Here is a 19,232-nt window from a genome sequence, read left to right as displayed (position 1 = left end):
TCCTTACCAGGCCGTTTCGCCAGTGCCCTTGTAGACCTTGTCAAACACGGTCTTAACAGCCTCGTTCTGATACGAGGACACCAGGGTTTTCACCCAAGGCGCGCCCACGTTCTCTTTCTTTACGGCGATAAAGTTGTTGTAAGGATTGTCCTTCACCGGTTCTTGCGCAATGCGGTCGTCAGCCGTCAAGCCGCTTTTCAATGCCCAGTCGGTGTTCACCACTGCTGCGTCCAGATCCGGTACTGAACGGCCAATAATGCCCGAGTCGAGTTCTTTGATTTGCAGGTGATGTGGATTGGCGGTGATATCCGCGGTGGTGGCGGCAATACCGACGCCCGGTTTCAGCTTGATTAGGCCTTGCTGTTCCAGCAGCACTAAACCACGCGCTTCATTGGAGGGATCGTTTGGCACGCCAATTACGGCACCGTCTTTCAGCTCAGCCGCCTTCTTCACTTTCTTCGAGTAAAGGCCAATCGGCCATACAGCGGTATCGCCCACGCGCACGATATCATAATGATTCACTTTGATTTGGTTGTTGAGGAACGGCTGATGCTGGAAGGCATTGGCGTCGACTTCACCGTTTTGCAGTGCCTCATTTGGCTGGTTGTAATCGTTAAAAATCACGGTTTTCACCGTTAATCCTTTAGCAGCGGCTTGTTTGCTCACCTCGCGCCAAACGTCTTCATCTTCTCCGCTCATGATGCCGACTTTCACTGAGGTTTTATCGGCGGCGTGCGCCAGTGACAGCGGTGCTAAGGTAGTGCTAGCCAGCAGCAAAGCGCCAGCGGTTAACAAAAATTTATTTTTGGCAGAGGCCAGGCGTGTGTGCATAGTTATTTCCTAATCGTTATTATTGCGTCAGGTAAAATCGACTGTTGTGATGAACAGTTAGCCGCAGTATACGCAGATGCTTATTCCTGCATTATGATTTATTCGGGAATGCTATTCCTGAAAAGAATAAAGACGCGCAGCCGCTCGCATCGCCACAAGTGAGAGGGTGGCTGTGATACCATGCCGTTTTGATTGACCTGTATTGAGCGCTATGTCGGACACTACAACGAAACGTAAAAATGACCCGGAAGGGCTAAAAAAACGCATCCTTGCCGGTGCCCTAAAGACCTTCGCCGAGTTTGGCATGCAGGGTGCACGCCTTGATCAGATCGCTGAACATGCGCAAACCACCAAACGCATGGTGGTGTACCACTTCGTCAATAAAGAGAAGCTGTATATTGAGGTGCTGGAGCAGGTGTATCAGGCGATTCGCGAACATGAAACCGGGCTGAATCTGGCAAAGATGGAGCCCGAGCAGGCGATGATTAAACTGGTCGAAGCCAGCTTCGATTATCACGCCACTCATCAGGATTTTATGCGCCTGGTGTGTACGGAAAACTTGTTGCGCGGACGCTACATTGTGCAGTCCGAGCGCATTAAAGCGTTGAACAAAAGTACGCTGGATCTGCTGGATGACATTCTGACGCGCGGTCAGCAGCAAGGCATCTTCATTGATGGCCTGAATACCGTGGATGTACACCGCTTGCTAAGCAGTATCTGTGTGCACCACGTCGCCAACCGTTACACCTTCCACTTCCTGTTCACCCCTGAAGATACGGAAGAGGACAGCATCCGTCGTAACCGCCAACTGGCCGTGACCGCAACGCTGCGCTACATCTGCAAGGCGCCTTAAAACTGAGCAGTGCTGTGATGGTCTACGCTTAAAGTTTGGGACCGTCACAGACCTCAGCATAAGGAACGCCGTAGTGAATAGAGATTCCCTCCTTTATCCCCTCCGCAACCCGCAAAATACCGAGCACGACAGTGCCCTGTGGAACTGGGCGCAAAACACCGTGGTGGGCCAGCGTGAGCAAGTCCATCAGCCACAAAATGAAGCCGAACTGCAACAGCTGCTGAGTTCGTCAAAAGGCAAAGTGCGCGTCATCGGCAGCCGTTTGTCACCCGGCCGCATGCTGTGTGTGAATGGCGACGATCTGTTACTCGATCTTAGCGCCATGCGAGGCGTATTGGGAGAGGATGACGATAGCATCACTTTCGCGGCAGGCACGCTGCTGCAGCAGGTGTTCGACGCACTCACCGCACGCAATCGCATGTTAGGCTGTTCGCCTGGCGTGATATCCGTGCAGACGCTGGCGGGCGCGATAGCAACGGGCACCCACGGCCAGGGACTGGACCAGAGTTCACTGGCGGATGAAGTGATAAGCATCCGCATGGTGATGGCTGATGGCCGCGTGCGAGAATTTCATCGGGGTGAAGCAGATTTTCCTGCTGCACAGACGTCTCTGGGATCGCTGGGGATTGTGACCGCCATAACGCTGCGTACCCAGCCATTTCGCCTGTTTACCTGCCATAAATTCGCGGTGTCTGCCGATACCCTGGAGCAGGATCTGCCGCGCTGGAATCAACAATATGAGCTGAGCAAAGCCTGGTGGTTTGTGGATGACAACCTGATGCACGTCTGGAATGCCAACCCCGCCAGTGAAGCAGATGTTCAGGCGTGGCACGCCAATGGCGGCGAGGTGATCGAGCATGGCGAGGATACCGACAGCAGTCTGAATGACACCATCGATCAGACGCTGGCGCACATGCATCGTGATACGCAGATCGAAGGTAAAGGCGGCAAACAGTTCCGTACGGTAACGCGTTTTCGCGATTTCACCGACCTGAGCGGCGATATCTACCAGCTGTTTTGTCGCGGTATTGCCGTGCCGCAAATCAATGTTGAAATTGGCGTGCCGCTGGACAGAACCCCGGAGATTATCAGCAAAATCAAAGCCTGGTATGCGGAGAATCATCCGCACATGCACTACCCCATTATCCTGCGCTGCACCGGCGCGTCCGAAGCCTGGCTCAGCCCGGCTTATCAGCAGCCGACCTGTTTCTTTGGCTTCGTGGTCTATTACGCCGATGACGGTTCGCTGTCCCAGGAAGGCCTGCACTTCCTCACCGAAGTGGAGAAATTGCTGGCCGCAGAAGGTGGGCGACCGCACTGGGGCAAATATTACGATCCACAGCGCTACGGCTGGCGGGAGATTTATCCACAGTGGGATGCCTTCCGCGCGGTGCGTGAACAGCTCGATCCGCAGTGTCGTTTTAGCAATGACTATGTCACGGCTTTATTTGATTGAATTTTGACGGGGGAGAATTTATGTACGCCTGGGTAACACTGCTGACGCAGCCGGACTATTTTATCGGCGTAAAAGTGCTGCACCGATCGCTAAAACGCAGCGAAACGAAATGGCCGTTAATTGTCATGGTCACCGATGCAATTGATATCGAAACGCGTGAAGCCTTACAGGAATTAGGATGTGTGATTCACCCGGTTGAGCCGTTGATGCCCAGCGCCGACCTGGAGCAGCACTACGCTTCTGCTCAATTCGGCGAAGTGTGGAGCAAGCTGCGGGCCTGGGAACTGACCGGCTGCGAGCGCGTGGTGTTTCTCGACGCGGATATGCTGGTGCTGCGTAATATGGATGAGCTGTTTACGCTGGATCTGGGCGATCACGCTTTGGCCGCCTGCCATGCCTGCCGCTGCAATCCCAACAAGATCGCCAGTTATCCTGCCAGCTGGCAACCGGAGAACTGTCACTATACGTGGCAGGATCGCGGTGAGCCGGCACCGGCTAGCCTTGACCGTTATCTGAATGGCGGCTTTTTGGTGCTTGAACCGAATGAAGAGGTGTTTAACTGGCTACAGCAAAAAGTTGCGGCCATCACGGATTTACGCCGCTATCCGTTCTCTGAACAGGATTTGCTCAATGAAGTGTTTGAGCATCGCTGGCTGCCGCTGCCATATATCTACAACGCGTTGAAAACGCTGCCGTTCCAGCACAGCGTGATGTGGAAAGAGGATGAAGTGAAGAATCTGCACTTTATTTTGGCTAAGCCGTGGAAGCGCGATCTCAACCAGCCCGAAAGCGAACGCGACCGCTACTATGCGCTGGATAAGCTGTGGTGGGAGTTAGGGGTCAATTAACATTATCGCCTCAGAAACGCCTGAGGCATGCGGCTCACAAATACGGGCCTCTGCAATATTGCGGAGGCCCTTATTTGCCAACAGTTTACTAGCGAGTTTTGGCAATTCGTTCTAGTGCCACCTGAGCCAGAAAACCTGAACGGGTTTTAAATTCCGGATGGGTAGCGACACAACGGTCAATCCGGTCAATTAACAACTTCGGCAGAGTGACATTAATCTTCTCTGAACCACCTAAAATGCGTGTGACATCTACTTCTACCAACACCCAAACATAACCTGTATAGGCGGGATTTTTCATCACGCTTTTTAACTCTGAAACCGCGGGAATATCCTGCTCCAACTCAACCATCAATTCCAGATGACCAATAATGGCTTCTCTCGCGTTTTTTACCGCTTCTTCCAGCGTATCTCCGGCTGAAAAGCAGCCAGGTAAATCATGAACCGTGACACCAAACGCCGTGCTTTCATCACCCGCTTCAATCGCAATCGGATAGAACATAAGGAATACCTCTCTCAGTTTAATGAACTGCAAGCCCGGCCTGTTTACGGATGCTTTTTACCGTCTTAATCGGCAGATCTTTTTTGGGGTGCGGAATCGTTACCAGACCTTTCTTGGTAGGATGCACAAAATGATGATGGCTACCGTTAATCCGAATCAGCTCCCAACCATCGGCCTTGATCTCAGCCATTAATGACCTGCTATCCATGTCCATTCTCTGCTTCGTCCTGAAAGCAGAAAGATAACTCCAATAACCCTAAATTGCAATGCTCGGGGTTGCCAGAGTTATCTTTTAATTTAAGTTAGATTGATATACTGATTAAGGTGATGGTTAAGAAAAGGCACACTTCAAAAAGTGCGCCTTTTAAGGTTTAACGCCAGCCCAGCTCAGGTGCCACATGGGTCAGGATGCTTTCCATCACATGCGCACAGTAATCGACACCCAACTGGTTCGGGATAGTGAGCAACAGCGTATCGGCTTCGGCAATCCCTTCGTCCTGTGCCAGCTGTTTAATCAACTGCTCTGGCTCTGCTGCATAGCTGCGACCGAAGATGGCACGGGTTTTCTCATCAAGGAAGCCCACAGAGTCTTGATCCTGGCCACTGCGACCAAAGTAAGCACGGTCGATATCGTTGGTCAGCGCAAAGATACTGCGGCTCACTGAAACACGCGGTTCACGTTGGTGCCCAGCTGCTTTCCAGGCTTCACGGTAAGCGCGAATCTGTTTCGCCTGCTGGATGTGGAACGGTTCGCCGGTTTCATCATCCTTCAGTGTGGAGCTTTGCAGATTCATCCCCTGCTGTGCTGCCCAAACTGATGTCGCGTTTGAGCCGGAGCCCCACCAGATACGCTCACGCAGGCCTTCTGAGAACGGCTCCAGACGCAGCAGGCCCGGCGGATTTGGGAACATCGGCTGCGGATTCGGTTTGGCAAAACCTTCACCGCGCAGCACTTCCAGCAGTTCCTCAGTATGGCGACGTCCCATATCGGCATCAGTTTCGCCCTCTTTCGGGTTAAAACCAAAGTAACGATAGCCTTCGATCACCTGCTCCGGGGAGCCGCGGCTTAATCCCAGCTGCAAGCGTCCGTTAGAAATCAGATCTGCCGCACCGGCATCTTCCGCCATATACAGCGGGTTCTCATAGCGCATATCGATTACGCCAGTACCTATTTCAATGCGGTTGGTTTTGGCACCGACTGCCGCCAGCAGTGGGAAAGGCGAGCTTAACTGACGCGCAAAGTGGTGTACGCGATAGTAGGCGCCATCCGCGCCCAACTCTTCCGCCGCCACGGCTAAATCGATGGATTGCAGTAAAACATCCTGAGCGGAACGGGTCGCTGACTGCGATGACGGGGTCCAGTGACCAAAGGACAGGAAGCCAATCTTTTTCATAGTGAAATTCTCCAGGGGGCCGCACTGGCCCGCACGTGATGCATTACGTTTCGATGGAGAAAGGTTACGCCACGCAAGAGGTGACTGATAGCCAATAGTTTTCGCGCGCTTCATCAACTTTTTTGCATAAGTCATAAAAACAGGGTCTTTGTGTTTATCACGGTGATCAATCATCGTGCGCAGAATTTCCCCGGTTTTGCAGGTTTAGGGTATCCGCATGGCAAACGACTATATCAACACCCAGCAGCGCGCAGTGGTGCATCAACTGGCGCGGAGCTGGCTGTGGCGCAGCGAGTTGCCCACTTGGGTGTTAATCGTGACCGTCTATAGCGGCTGGTTTGCCTGTGTCATTTTTTGGCAAACGCTGGGACTGTTCGTCACCACCCTGCTGCTGATCGTGTTGACCACCTGGTATATGTCGCTCCAGCATGAATTGATCCACGGCCACCCTACGCGTTGGCCACGCTTCAATCAGTTGTTCGGCACCCTGCCGCTGGCGGTGTGGTACCCCTATGGGCTGTATCGTGATTCGCATCTGGCCCATCACCGTAATCACACTCTGACCGAACCGGATGACGACCCGGAAACCTATTACCTGTCACCGGAACGCTGGGCGCAGCTCAAACCGTGGCAACAGCGCGTCATCCATCTGCGCAATACCTTTCCCGGTCGTTTGCTGTTAGCACCGTTGCTGGATATCGTGGCTGCGCTGAAAATGATGCTGCTGGCGCGGGGTCGTGCCGCGGTTTCAATGTGGGTGATTCATTTGACGCTGCTCGCTGGGCTTTTTTACTGGATGCAGCAGCAAGGATTGTCGCCGCTATGGTTTGTGGTTGCGGTCAGTTATCCAGCGCTGGCACTGACTAAAGTACGCTCCTTTTACGAGCATCGCGCAGAAGAGGCCCCGCTGGCACGTTCCGTTAACAACGAAGCCGCGTGGCCGTGGCGTTTGCTATTTCTGAATCTCAACTATCATTCTGTACATCACGATCTGCCCGGTTTGCCATGGTACGGCCTGCGCAAAGTCTATTTGCTGTATCGCGACGGCTACCATCAGCGCAATCACGGTTTCCGCGTCGCCGGTTATGGCGAGTGGTTGCTGCGCTTCTGGCGCAAACCGGTCGATGTAAACGCCCACCCGGGAACGCACAAGGATGCACAGCATGCCGATCCTTTCATTGCCAATGTACGACATCCATCATCCGACGACGCTTGGCCTGACCACAGCGCTAACGACGCTGTTGACCCAACGCGGCGTGCTGGCTGAGGTTGAGTGGCACAACGATCTCTTACCCCACTGGCGCGACGATAATGTGCTGTTGAGCCAGACCTGCGGCTATCCGCTGGTCGCTTTGCTGCCTGATGTGCAACTGGTTGGGGCATTTCAATCCAGCGCACAGGGTTGCGAGGGATTACGCTATCGCAGTTGGTTGGTGGCGCGTAAGGAGGATGAGAATCTCACTTTGCGTGATTTTCGCGGTCGCCGCGCGGTGTGCAACAGCGAGGATTCGCACTCAGGCTATAACTCACTGCGCTATGTGATCGCCCCACTGGCTCGCGCTGGCACGTTCTTTAGTACGACGCTGCTGAGTGGCAGTCATCGTCAGTCTTTGACCGCGCTGCGTGAACAGCGTGCGGATATTGCGGCGATCGATTGCATCACCTGGGCACTGCTGCGTGCTCATCATCCTGAAGAATTGGCCGGGTTAGAGATCATCGGCGAAACCCCGCTGTGCGCCGCCCTGCCACTGATCACCTCCGCGAAAACAGATGCCGCCACCCTTGAGCATTTGCGCAGCGCCCTGACCGAACTCACCAAGGATAAGAAGTATCAGCCGTTGCTGGCACAGAGTCTGATCGGCGGTTTTGCTGTGCCAGAACGCGCATTCTACGATGAGGTGCAAGCGTGGGAAGATCAGGCAGCGGAATACGGTGTGACGGCGTTGTGATAGGAGGGTTAGCGGCGAGATGTGTCGTCTGTCTGGTGCTCTGCGGTTAAATGATGCGCGATAAATCGCGCCGCTACGGGTTTTGCGGCGCTTTGACAAAGTAATACGCCATTTGATGACGGCGCTTTAACAGAGTAATACGCCACGTGCTGGCGGCGCTTTAACAGAGTTTTACGCCACGTGCTGACGACGCTGATCTGCAAACTGGTTTGCTGGCTCGGCTAAGCCCAGGTTCGCACGCAAGGTTTCCCCTTCATACTCGGTGCGGTAAATACCGCGCGCCTGCAGCAGCGGGATCACCTGTTCAACAAAATCATCAAAGGCATTCGGTGTGCCGCCGCGTACGATAAAGCCGTCGGTTGCCCCTGCAAGGAACCACTGCGCTAATCCGTCTGCCACCTGATGTGCAGTGCCGAGGAAACTCGGACGCGGAGTGGCTTCCTCTAGCGCGGCCTGACGCAAGGTTAAACCGCGCTCGCGCGCATTCTGCTTAATCTTATCGGTGGTGCTGCGGAAGCTGTTTGCGCCGAGATCGCCAATCTCCGGGAAGGGTTCATCCAACGCATATTGGCTGAAGTCATGGTGTTCAAAATAACGGCCCAAATACTCCAGTGCTTTATCGATGGTCACCAGTTCTGCGGTTTGCTGGTAGCGCTGCTCGGCTTCCGCTTCAGTTGCACCAATGATCACACTGATGCCCTGGAACACGCGGATATCGTCGGCACCACGACCACGCGCCACTAAACGACGGCGCACGTCTTCACGAAACTCGCGTGCCTCCGCCAGCGTCTCCTGTCGGGTGTATATCGCATCCGCTGCTTCTGCTGCAAAAGCTTTCCCCGCTTCCGAAGCGCCTGCCTGAAAAACGATTGGGCGTCCCTGCGGTGAGCGCCCGACGTTGAGCGGCCCCTGAACCGCAAAGTATTGACCTTTGTGATTCAGAGTATGCAGTTTGCTCGCGTCAAAGAACTGCCCGCTGGCTTTGTCGCGCACAAAAGCACCTTCTTCCCACGAGTCCCACAGCCCTTTCACCACCTGAAGATATTCGCTGGCCACACGGTAGCGCTCATCGTGCTCAGGATGGGTGGCACGTGAGAAGTTTTTCGCTGAACCTTCCAGCGGGGAAGTCACCACATTCCAGCCCGTGCGCCCATGACTGAGATGATCGAGGCTGGCAAACTGACGTGCTACGGTAAACGGCTCGCTATACGAGGTGGAAAGTGTCGCCACTAACCCGATGTTTTTCGTCACCAGCGATAACGCCGAGAGCAGCGTTATTGGCTCAAAGCGGTTAAGGAAATGCGGGATCGACTGCGGGGTGATGTACAGCCCATCAGCTACGAACAGGAAATCAATCTTTGCCTGTTCGGCTTTACGTGCCAGATCCAGCACGTAATCCACATTGACGCTGGCATCCGCCACCGCGTCAGGATGGCGCCATGCGGACATATTGCCGGATACACCCTGGATGATGGCGCCTAACCGCAGCTGGCGTTGTGTCTGACTCATGTCGTGCTCCTCTTATACGTGTGCGGGCTGCCAGTCAGGGATGACCGGCAGCGCCTGAAGTAGTTTTTGTGTCCACGGATGCTGTGGGGCGGCAAAGACTTGCGTTAGCGCCCCGCTCTCGACGATTTGACCGTTTTGCATCACCAGCACGCGATCCGCCAGATGCTGGATCACGCCAAGGTCGTGGGAGATAAACAGCAGTGCGGTGCCATGCTCGGCCTGCATCTCTGCCAGCAGATCCAGCACCTGTGCCTGCACCGACACATCCAATGCGCTGACGGGTTCATCCGCCACTAACAGTGCCGGATTGGGGGCGAAGGCGCGGGCAATCGCCACACGTTGCCGTTGCCCACCTGACAGCTGTTGTGGATAGCGTTGCAGGAAGCGATCGCCAAGCTGCACTTCATCCAGCAGTTGCCGCACGCGCTGACGCCGTGCGTCGCCATAAATCCCCACGCTGTCGAGACTTTCACCGATGATTTTCTCGACCGTGTAGCGTGGATCGAAAGAGCTGAACGGGTCCTGCGCGATCAGTTGTAAGCGAGCACGACGTGCGCGACGGGCTTTCTCTGGCAGGCGGTCCCAGCGTTCGCCTTCAAGTTGCAGCGTGCCACTGTCGGGTTCGGTTAAGCCCATCACCACTTTCACTAACGAAGTTTTGCCCGATCCAGATTCTCCGACCACACCCAAGGTTTCCCCGGAATGCAGTGTGAAATTGATGTTGTTCAGCACCTGCCGATCGCCATAGGCTTTATTCAGGTTAATGCCCTGCAGCCACGGTGCATGACCCGGCTGTGGACGTGGCGGCAGCGGCGTGGGTTCTGCGGCACTCAGGCGCAACCCACGGGTGGCCGGTGTGGGCACCGCGCGCAATAGGCGTTGCGTCCAGGCATGCTGCGGGCGCTGCAGCAGCGGGCCACTCTCACCCTGCTCCACCACTTCACCATCGCGCATCACCAGCACACGATCCGCCAGCTCAGCCACCACCGCCAGGTCGTGGCTGATCAGCAGCAGGCCATGACCCTCGCGACGGCGTTGTGCCAGCAGCTGCAAAATCTGGCGCTGCACGGTCATATCCAGCGCGGTGGTGGGTTCGTCTGCAATCAAGAGCATCGGACTGCCCGCCAATGCCGTGGCGATCAACGCGCGCTGGCGCTGGCCACCGGAGAGTTGGTGCGGATAGCGCGCCAGGCGACTCTCGGCATCATGAATACCTGCCGCTTTCAGCAGGGACAGACTCTTTTCCTCAATCCCTTCACGATGCCCAGCGGCATTCAGTGCATCGCTCAGCTGTTGTCCAATCCGGCGCAACGGATCGAGTGAAACCAGCGCATCCTGCAATACATAGCCGATGCGACGACCGCGCAGTGCGCGCCAGTCAGCGCGGTTAGCCTTGCGCATATCGCGACCATCAATCATGAAGCGGTCTGCACTGATCTCCGCCCCCTCGGGCAACAGGCCAAGCAAACTGCGTGCGGTCAGGGTTTTACCCGATCCAGATTCCCCTACCAGCGCCACCGATTCACCTGGCCATACCTGTAGGTTGAGATTTTTCACCACCTGCTGTGGGCCAAAGCGAATGCTGAGATTTTGAATATCAATAAATGGCTGGCTCATGCGCTTCTCCCTTCAAAACGGGCCTGCCAATAGCGGCCCAGCGTATTCACCGCAATCACGGTCAGGGTGATAAACACCCCCGGCCATACGGCAATCCACCAGGCATTGCGCAGATAGTTACGCCCTTCCGCCAGCATCAAGCCCCATTCAGCCGTCGGCGGTTGCGGCCCCATGCCGAGAAAGCTCAACCCGGCGGTGCCGATAATGGCAGTGCCGAGACCCAACGTGGCTAAGGCCGGCACCTGCGCGATGGCATGTGGCAGAATATGGCGAGTGATCAAAGTGAAGCGTGACAAGCCAAATGTACGCGCCTGCTCGACGTACCCAGAGGTCATCACCGTATAGGTTTGTGCACGCACCACGCGGGCAAAGCGCGGCACCGACGCCACGCCTAAAGCAATGATCAGGTTATTGGTTCCTGGCCCGGTAAAGGCGATTAGCATCAGTGCCAGCAGCAGATCCGGAAAGGCGGAGATCACGTCCACCGCACGGCTTAACAGCTCATCGATCACACCACGCGCCAGCGCGGCAAGCAGACCCAGTAAGGTGCCAAACACCACAGCCAAGGCCATGGCGGCCACGCTGATCAACAGCGAATAGCGGCTACCGTAAATGACGCGAGTCAGCAGATCGCGTCCAAGCTGATCGGTGCCCAGCCAATGTGTGGCGGAAGGTGGCAACTGGGCATTGACCGGATCGGCTAACAGCGGATCGCTGTGGGTGAGCACACCTGGTGCTATCACCGCGATGGCGAGTAATACCAGGTAAAGCAGTGCCAGCCAGACCGCGCTGGGTAATGTGGCGGGTAGCCTTTGCAATGCGGCAATCATGATTTGTTCTCCCCACGCAGACGCGGGTCGATCCACAACGACAGGATATCGACCAGCGTACTCATCACCACGTAGATCAGCGCCGAGAGAATCGCCACCGCCAGCACCACGGGCAGGTCTTTGGCTAACACGGCATCAACGGTCAGCTTGCCGAGGCCAGGGCGACCAAACACCTGTTCCGTGATCACCGCGCCGCTCAGCAAGCCCCCCACCAGCCAGCCGGTTAAGGTCACCGCGGGTAACGCAGCATGGCGCAGCGCATGGCGCAAACGTATGGTGGTTTCCCCCACGCCCCAGGCGCGCAGTGTCAGTGTGAACGGGGCATCCAAAGCGCGTTCCAGTTCACGTCGCAGCAGCTGTGCAACCACCGCACCTTGTGCCAGTCCCAGCGCCAGCGCCGGCAACACCAGCGAAGATAACGATCGATCGCCAGCCACCGGGAACCAGCGCAGCGTGAAGCTAAAAATAAACAGCAACACGATGCCCATCCAGAAAGAAGGTGTGGACGCCAGTAATAGCTCAACGCTGTTGGCAACACGGCGCCCGATACGGCGATGTGCCGTTCCCACAGCAACGGCCACGGCGAAAATGATGCTCACCAGCAGTGCCGCCAGCGTGAGCTTGATGGTCGGCCACAGCTGGGTCGCCAGCAGATGGCTGACTTCTGTATTGAGCATGTAGGAACGGCCAAAATCGCCGTGCAGTACTCGCCACAGGTAGTGCAGATACTGCCACCACAGCGGCTCGTTCAGCCCCCATTCGGCTCGGATCGCCGCTTCAATCGCCGGGGTGCGTACCTGCTCACCAATCAGCAAGCTGACGATATCACCGGGTGCTAAATGCACACCGAGGAAGGCCAGTGAGACGGCAGCCCACAGCACCAGCACACCTCCCAGCAAGCGGCCGATAATGCGGCGCGACAGTTCACCGCGCCAGAGGGCCGGCTTACGCGGTCGTGGTGCGCGGGTTACGATGCTTTCCAGACTCATCTTCGCCTCCTGATTAATGGTCACTTAGCCAGATGTCGTAAGCGTTCTCCGGCATCTGCTTATAACTGCGGAAACCTGCACCGTGCACATAGCGGGCTGCCGCAATCTGGTCTTCCGGTTCATACAACGGAATCGCCAAAGCCTGCTGCGCCAGTGCATAGTGCTGCAGCTGGCTGTAGAACTTGCGGCGTTGGTTGATATCCAGGGTGGCGGCAGCCTGATCGAGCCAGCCATTGATTTCCGGACTATTTACCCGGCTGTAGTTGATCGCCCCGCCGGCATTGACCGGGCGATAGTGGTTTTCAATGTCGATACCGTCGGTTTCGGTATTAGAGTTAGCGATAGAACCGAAGTGGCCGCTGTTACGCACCTCGGCATAGGTGCCGGAATCGACATAACGCAGTTTGATTTCGACACCGAGACGTTGACGTGCCTGTGCCTGAATCGCCTGTAGCAACACATCACGCTGATCGCGCACCGTGGCCTGCGCCTGAATTACTTCAATGCTCAAGCGCTGACCCGCTTTGGTGCGGAAACCGTCACTATCACGGGTTTGCCATCCCGCTTCATCGAGCAGTTTATTGGCCGCCGTCGGGTTGTTGCCGTACTGCCCTTCCAGATCGTTGTTGTAGAGCGGGTCCACGGGTGAGGTGATGCCCCACGCTCGGGTACGTTCGCCGCGATACACCGACTTCAGCAACGGATCGATATCCAACCCTTGTAGCAGCGCCTGACGCACCTTCACATCCTGCGTAGGGCCATACTCCACGTTGAGAAATAACGAATAGGGTGTACCGGTGTTGAGGGCGTGCTGATAGGTGAAATCCGCACTGTCTTTAAACTCGCTGGCATCATTCCCCGAGATGCCTTCAATCACATCCAACTGTCCGGAAAGCAACGCGCCGGTACGTACCGAGGATTCTGGCAGGAAGCGGTACGTCACCCGTTCCAGATATGCCGGACCCTGGTGATGTGCCGTCGCCGGAGCCCAGTTGTAGTGTGGATTGCGCACCAGTGTTAGCTGCTGCCCCTTTTCGTAGCTTTCGATGATAAAAGGTCCGGTCCCGGCGATATCTTTACCGCCCGCTTTGAGCTGTGGGGAGTGCCAGCTAGCGGGAGCCAGAATCTGCAGCTTTGCGGCAAACGAGAGGAATGGCGCATAACCCTCTTTTAGGGTGATCACCACGGTGTCGTTATCGGGTGTCTCAACGCTGGCAATGCGTGCGCTCAGGGCGCAAATGCTGGTTCCGGCGCAGTATTTTGGATCCTGAACCTGGCGGAAGTTCTCCGCCACCGCGCGGCTATTCAGTTTCTCACCGTTCGAGAAAGTGACGTCACGACGCAGCGTGAATCGATAGGTTTTCGCGTCCGGGCTGACTTCGTAACCTGTCGCCAGCCACGGCACAAAACTGCCATCGGTGCGTCGCGCCAGCAGTGATTCCCACACATTACGCAGCGTGACTTCCGCTTTTGACTGCCCATTTAACTGCGGGTTTAACGGTGCCGGTTCAGTTTCCACGCCATAGGTGAGTGAACCGCCACTGCGCGGTTGTTCTGCGGCCAACGTCGCCGTGGTGATCAGCAGGCACGCCAGCCCCAGAGCGAGCGTGATTGAATTCGCTTTCATAATGTCCCTGTTATTTTAAATCCGGTAAATCAGGCAATATTGGCGATGGGCTGCGGGTGGAATTCCTTTTTCAGGAACACCAGCGCTTCGCCCAACGCATTGGTACGATGATAGAAAGGCTGATAGCCACGACGCAGATAAAGCTCGCTCAACCACGGATGTTTGGTGGCCGTCGCCAGATAAACACCCGGTGCTTTCAGTGTCTGTTTCAGCAGTGTGTCTTCGGCGTAGCTGATGATTTCACGGCCATAGCCCTGCCCCTTGTAATCGGGGTCCACGGCAAACCAGTGGATAAACGGCAATGAGGAAGGCGCATCCGTCTCTTGCTGCCATGGAAAACGTACCGTCACGGTCGCCACCGCCCGCTTCCATTTGCGTAGCACCAATACGGTTTCCTGTTCAATGACGCGACGGACTTGCTCCACGTTGCCCTGCGAGATGGTGAAATGCACATCCAGCGCCACCAGCGAGGCGTACGCCCGTTGTAACAGGGCAAATATTTCTTCGGCATCGTCGGGAGTTGCGACCTGAATAGATTGGCTCATCTGCGAGTTTCCTGAATTAATCTTCAGGGAATTATTGAAATCCGGGGAATTAAAGTAAAACGAGAATAGTGGCAATCGATTTGTTAATAATGGGAAATAACACCCTCATTTTATTCGGCACGCAGCATAGCGGCAAAATTTATCGCGCGCCGATGAGCAATAAAGCTGCTTTTCATACACGCGCAATAAATCATGCCGCTACAAATCGTTTTATGGATCAGTGTTTGCTTAACCACACATCGTAAACGCTTTCCGGCATCTGTTTATAACTGCGGAACCCGTAACCGTGCACATAGCTGGCGGAGGCCAATTGATCTTCCGGTTCGTAAAGCGGAACCGCTAAGGCTAGCTGCGGCAGTGCTCGCTGTTGCAGTTCACTGTAGAACTGACGGCGCTGTTGCAAGTCCAGCGTTGCGGCCGCCTTATCCAGCAAGGTATTGATACTGGCATCGTTGACGCGACTGTAGTTAATCGCACCCCCCTGGGCTATCGGCCGATAGTGATTCTCAATATCTACGCCATCGGTCGGCGTGTTGGAGTTAGCAATGGTGCCGAATTTGCCGCTCTTGCGCACGTCCGCATAGGTGCCGGAATCCACGTAGTTGAGTTTAAGATCGATGCCTAAACGTTGACGCGCCTGAGCCTGAATCGCCTGCAACAATACGTCACGCTGGTCACGAACCGTGGCCTGTGCCTGAATCAGTTCAATGCGCAGGCGTTCGCCATTTTTAGTGCGGAAGCCTTCGCTGTCACGGGTTTGCCAGCCCGCTTCATCCAGCAACTTGTTAGCAGCATCCGGGTTATTGCCGTATTTCCCTTCTAATTCATTGTTATACAGCGGATCAATTGGCGAAGTAATGCCCCATGCGCGCGTACGTTCACCGCGATACACTGATTTCAGCAGCGGGTCGATTTCCAGCCCCTGCAGCAGTGCCTGACGCACTTTCACATCCTGCGTGGGACCATACTCGACGTTGAGGAACAGCGAGTACGGCGTACCGGTATTGAGCGCGTGCTGGTAGGTGAAATCGCTGTTGTCTTTGAATTCACCGGCATCGTTACCCGAAATGCCTTCAATGGCATCGACCTGACCAGAGAGCAACGCGCCGGTGCGCACTGATGATTCTGGCAGGAAGCGATAGGTCACACGGTCAAGATAAGCTGGCCCCTGATGCTTAGCGGTGGCTGGCGCCCAGTGGTATTTCGGGTTCTTGACGAAGGTTACCTGCTGACCCTTCTCGTAACTTTGCAGAATAAACGGCCCGGTGCCCACAATCTCTGGACCGCCCGATTTCAACTGCGATGATTTCCAGCTGGATGGAGAGAGGATCTGCAGCCCTGCTGCGAAAGAGAGGAACGGTGAATAGACCTCTTTGAGTGTAATCACCAGCGTGTGATCGTCTGGCGTTTCAATCTTGTCGATGTGCGATCCCATCAGGCACAGACTGGTGCCGGCGCAGTATTGCGCCACCTGAGTTTGACGGAAGTTTTCAGCCACCGCGTTTGCATCCAATTTTTCACCGTTGGAGAAGGTGACATCGCGGCGCAGGTTAAAGCGGAAAGTTTTGCTATCCTCGCTGACCTGATAGCTTTCGGCCAACCAGGGCACAAAGCTGCCGTCAGGACGGCGTGCCAACAGCGATTCCCAGAAATTGCGCAGGGTGATTTCGGCTTTGTCCTGGCCGTTCAGCTGCGGGTTAAAAGTGGTGGGTTCGGTTTCTACGCCCACCGTCAAACTGCCACCGGTCACCGGTTTATCGGCGGCAACAACGTGAGGTGCGCCGCTGAGCAAACTGAGGCCCAGTGCCAGAGAAATTGCATTTATTTTCATATTATCCTTGGTGATAGCAGGTGTTATTTTTAATCAGTCCGATTTCGGTCTGTTTTTAATTTCCGCTAAATTATTAAAATCCGGATAAATAAATGTAAAACGACAATAGTGGCAAAGGTTGTGATGAAATCATTTAAGGCGGGAAATAAAACCGTAAGGTCGCTATTTATGGCGATCTGCAATCCGGCGCTGTCATGCGTACTTTACGAGTCATGATCTGAAAGGGCATTAAGTGGCGGCTTCCCTGCCGCCGATAAAATTACTCCGCACGCGCCGCAATAATCTCCTCGGCCACATTGCGTGGTGCTTCAGCGTAATGCGCAAACTCCATACTGTAAGTGGCACGGCCCTGCGACATGGATCGCAGCGTGGTGGCGTAGCCAAACATCTCCGATAACGGCACTTCCGCACGAATGATACGAGCGCCAAAGCGTTCGTCCATGCCTTGCAGCGTACCGCGACGTGAGGACAGATCGCCCATCACACCACCGGCATACTCTTCTGGCGTCTCCACTTCCACCTGCATCACCGGCTCAAGGATCACCGGGTCAGCCTGTTTTGCAGCGGCTTTGAAACCGAAAATCGCCGCCATGCGGAACGCCATTTCCGAGGAGTCGACGTCATGATACGAACCAAAGGTCAGCGTGGCTTTAAGGTCTACCACCGGATAACCCGCCAGTACGCCACTATTCAGCGCTTCACGGATCCCCTTCTCCACCGAAGGAATGAACTCGCGTGGCACTACGCCGCCTTTGGTGGCATCTTCAAAGGCAAAACCGACGCCTGCTGCCTGCGGCTCCAGCGTCAGCACTACATGACCATACTGTCCTTTACCGCCCGACTGACGCACAAACTTGCCTTCCACATCGCGAACCGTCTTACGAATGGTTTCGCGATAGGTGACCTGTGGCCGACCAATGTTGGCTTCCACACCGAATTCACGCTTCATGCGATCAACGATGATCTCCAGATGCAACTCACCCATACCGGAGATAATCGTCTGGCCCGACTCTTCATCGGTGTGCAGGCGGAATGACGGATCTTCTGCGGCCAGACGCTGCAACGCCAGCCCCATTTTCTCCTGATCAGCCTTGGTTTTCGGCTCAATCGACAGAGAAATCACCGGGTCCGGGAACTCCATGCGTTCCAGCGTGATCACCGCATTGGGATCGCACAGCGTTTCGCCAGTCGTCACCTCTTTCAAACCGACACAGGCAGCGATATCACCCGCACGAATCTCCTCGATTTCGATGCGATCGTTAGCCTGCATCTGCACGATACGTCCGATGCGCTCCTTACGCCCTTTCACCGCATTCCACACGCTGTCGCCTTTGCGCAGCACGCCTGAATAGACGCGGACAAAGGTCAGTTGGCCCACATAGGGATCGCTCATCAGTTTGAAGGCCAGCGCCGAGAACGGTTCATCGTCATCAGCATGGCGTTCATCGTGTTCGCCTTTTTCGTTCACACCGGAAACCGGCGGCACGTCCAGCGGTGAAGGCATCAGCTCAATCACGGCATCAAGCATGCGCTGCACACCTTTATTTTTGAACGCGCTACCACACAGCATCGGCTGGATCTCGCCAATCAAAGTGCGATGACGTAACCCCGCGATGACCTCTTCTTCGCTGAGATCACCCTGCTCCAGATAGCGATCCATCAGCGCTTCACTGGCTTCTGCCGCTGCGGCCACCATATTCTCACGCCATTCGGCGGCCAGCGCCTGCAACTCATCAGGGATCGGCGCATAGCTGAACGTCATGCCCTGGCTGGCGTCATCCCAATAGATGGCGCGCATCTTGTTGAGATCGACCACGCCCGCGAAGTGCTCTTCCGCACCAATCGGAATCACAATCGGCACCGGGTTGGCATGCAGACGATCTTTCATCATCTGTACCACGCGGAAGAAGTCCGCGCCCTGGCGGTCCATTTTGTTAACGAAAGCAATGCGCGGCACATGATACTTGTTGGCCTGGCGCCACACGGTTTCCGATTGCGGCTGCACGCCACCTACAGCGTCATACACCATGACGGCGCCATCCAGCACGCGCATGGATCGCTCCACTTCGATGGTGAAATCCACGTGTCCGGGCGTGTCGATGATGTTGATGCGGTGCGGCGTAAAGCTGCCATCCATTCCCGGCCAATAACAACTCACCGCCGCAGAGGTGATGGTAATTCCACGCTCCTGCTCCTGCGCCATCCAGTCGGTGGTTGCCGCGCCATCGTGCACTTCACCTAACTTGTGGCTCATTCCGGTATAAAACAGGATGCGCTCCGTTGTGGTGGTTTTGCCGGCATCGATGTGCGCGGAGATGCCGATATTGCGATAACGTTCGATAGGTAGGGGTCGGGGCATGATGCGTCCTTAGTCTGTTCGACTGGAAAAGTGGGCGGGCACCATTGCCCGCCGCTGCGCAACAGCATAGACCTATTGTACGAGTAAATACGAAC

Annotated in this window: 17 protein-coding genes; 5 read left to right on the top strand and 12 right to left on the bottom strand. The window is 55.5% G+C overall.

The annotated features are described in order from the left end of the window. Nucleotides 1–3: 3 nt before the first annotated feature. Nucleotides 4–831: a MetQ/NlpA family ABC transporter substrate-binding protein gene (locus tag LH22_RS09720; protein WP_038646097.1), complete on the bottom strand. Its 828-nt coding sequence runs from the start codon at nucleotides 829–831 to the stop codon at nucleotides 4–6. Nucleotides 832–1,042: 211 nt separating this feature from the next. Here LH22_RS09720 and LH22_RS09715 point away from each other — a divergent pair, with 211 nt between their 5' ends. From LH22_RS09715 to LH22_RS09705, 3 genes are all read left to right on the top strand, one after another. Continuing rightward, nucleotides 1,043–1,684 (top strand): TetR family transcriptional regulator, encoded by a 642-nt coding sequence (locus LH22_RS09715; protein ID WP_038646094.1) that lies wholly within the window; start codon nucleotides 1,043–1,045, stop codon nucleotides 1,682–1,684. 73 nt (nucleotides 1,685–1,757) lie between these two features. Next, nucleotides 1,758–3,140, top strand: coding sequence for a D-arabinono-1,4-lactone oxidase (locus LH22_RS09710; RefSeq protein ID WP_038646092.1), 1,383 nt, complete (start codon nucleotides 1,758–1,760; stop codon nucleotides 3,138–3,140). Between the two features lie 20 nt (nucleotides 3,141–3,160). After that, on the top strand, nucleotides 3,161–3,988 hold the full coding sequence (locus LH22_RS09705; protein ID WP_038646090.1) for a glycosyltransferase family 8 protein: 828 nt from the start codon (nucleotides 3,161–3,163) through the stop codon (nucleotides 3,986–3,988). 88 nt (nucleotides 3,989–4,076) lie between these two features. Here the strand turns inward: LH22_RS09705 and LH22_RS09700 are convergent, their stop codons facing one another. The 3 genes from LH22_RS09700 to LH22_RS09690 form a co-directional block, all read right to left on the bottom strand. Beyond that, nucleotides 4,077–4,487: a type II toxin-antitoxin system HicB family antitoxin gene (locus tag LH22_RS09700; protein WP_038646086.1), complete on the bottom strand. Its 411-nt coding sequence runs from the start codon at nucleotides 4,485–4,487 to the stop codon at nucleotides 4,077–4,079. Nucleotides 4,488–4,506: 19 nt separating this feature from the next. After that, nucleotides 4,507–4,695, bottom strand: coding sequence for a type II toxin-antitoxin system HicA family toxin (locus LH22_RS09695; protein ID WP_034824653.1), 189 nt, complete (start codon nucleotides 4,693–4,695; stop codon nucleotides 4,507–4,509). Between the two features lie 163 nt (nucleotides 4,696–4,858). Beyond that, complete coding sequence (locus tag LH22_RS09690; protein ID WP_038650005.1) at nucleotides 4,859–5,881, bottom strand: LLM class flavin-dependent oxidoreductase; 1,023 nt, start codon at nucleotides 5,879–5,881, stop codon at nucleotides 4,859–4,861. A 217-nt stretch (nucleotides 5,882–6,098) separates the two neighbouring features. On the opposite strand from LH22_RS09690, the gene LH22_RS09685 reads away from it, so the two are divergent. Together LH22_RS09685 and LH22_RS09680 are read left to right on the top strand one after the other, a co-directional pair. Continuing rightward, nucleotides 6,099–7,148: a fatty acid desaturase gene (locus tag LH22_RS09685; RefSeq protein WP_038646085.1), complete on the top strand. Its 1,050-nt coding sequence runs from the start codon at nucleotides 6,099–6,101 to the stop codon at nucleotides 7,146–7,148. Then, a complete protein-coding gene (locus tag LH22_RS09680) occupies nucleotides 7,045–7,830 on the top strand; it encodes a phosphate/phosphite/phosphonate ABC transporter substrate-binding protein (protein ID WP_430905172.1) in 786 nt (261 codons plus the stop codon). Before LH22_RS09685 ends, LH22_RS09680 begins: the two co-directional genes overlap by 104 nt. Before the next feature lie 171 nt (nucleotides 7,831–8,001). On the opposite strand, the gene LH22_RS09675 is transcribed toward LH22_RS09680, so the two are convergent. The 8 genes from LH22_RS09675 to fusA all read right to left on the bottom strand — a co-directional run bounded on the left by LH22_RS09675 (nucleotide 8,002) and on the right by fusA (nucleotide 19,137). Continuing rightward, nucleotides 8,002–9,339: an LLM class flavin-dependent oxidoreductase gene (locus tag LH22_RS09675; protein ID WP_038646081.1), complete on the bottom strand. Its 1,338-nt coding sequence runs from the start codon at nucleotides 9,337–9,339 to the stop codon at nucleotides 8,002–8,004. 12 nt (nucleotides 9,340–9,351) lie between these two features. After that, nucleotides 9,352–10,956, bottom strand: coding sequence for a dipeptide ABC transporter ATP-binding protein (locus tag LH22_RS09670; RefSeq protein ID WP_038646079.1), 1,605 nt, complete (start codon nucleotides 10,954–10,956; stop codon nucleotides 9,352–9,354). Further along, nucleotides 10,953–11,786: an ABC transporter permease gene (locus LH22_RS09665; RefSeq protein WP_038646077.1), complete on the bottom strand. Its 834-nt coding sequence runs from the start codon at nucleotides 11,784–11,786 to the stop codon at nucleotides 10,953–10,955. Before LH22_RS09665 ends, LH22_RS09670 begins: the two co-directional genes overlap by 4 nt. Continuing rightward, entirely contained in the window at nucleotides 11,783–12,775 is a 993-nt protein-coding gene (locus tag LH22_RS09660) for an ABC transporter permease (protein WP_038646076.1), read from the bottom strand. Before LH22_RS09660 ends, LH22_RS09665 begins: the two co-directional genes overlap by 4 nt. A gap of 13 nt (nucleotides 12,776–12,788) precedes the next feature. After that, nucleotides 12,789–14,402 (bottom strand): ABC transporter substrate-binding protein, encoded by a 1,614-nt coding sequence (locus LH22_RS09655; RefSeq protein WP_038646075.1) that lies wholly within the window; start codon nucleotides 14,400–14,402, stop codon nucleotides 12,789–12,791. Between the two features lie 29 nt (nucleotides 14,403–14,431). Next, a complete protein-coding gene (locus LH22_RS09650) occupies nucleotides 14,432–14,947 on the bottom strand; it encodes a GNAT family N-acetyltransferase (protein WP_038646074.1) in 516 nt (171 codons plus the stop codon). 217 nt (nucleotides 14,948–15,164) lie between these two features. Beyond that, entirely contained in the window at nucleotides 15,165–16,778 is a 1,614-nt protein-coding gene (locus tag LH22_RS09645; protein ID WP_038646072.1) for an ABC transporter substrate-binding protein, read from the bottom strand. A 259-nt stretch (nucleotides 16,779–17,037) separates the two neighbouring features. Then, nucleotides 17,038–19,137: an elongation factor G gene (gene fusA, locus LH22_RS09640; protein ID WP_038646070.1), complete on the bottom strand. Its 2,100-nt coding sequence runs from the start codon at nucleotides 19,135–19,137 to the stop codon at nucleotides 17,038–17,040. Nucleotides 19,138–19,232: the final 95 nt, after the last annotated feature.

The organism is Pantoea rwandensis (genome assembly GCF_000759475.1).
Lineage (GTDB): Bacteria > Pseudomonadota > Gammaproteobacteria > Enterobacterales > Enterobacteriaceae > Pantoea > Pantoea rwandensis_B.
Note: the sequence above shows the minus strand (reverse complement) of the source record. Positions and strands in the feature narration are given on the sequence as shown.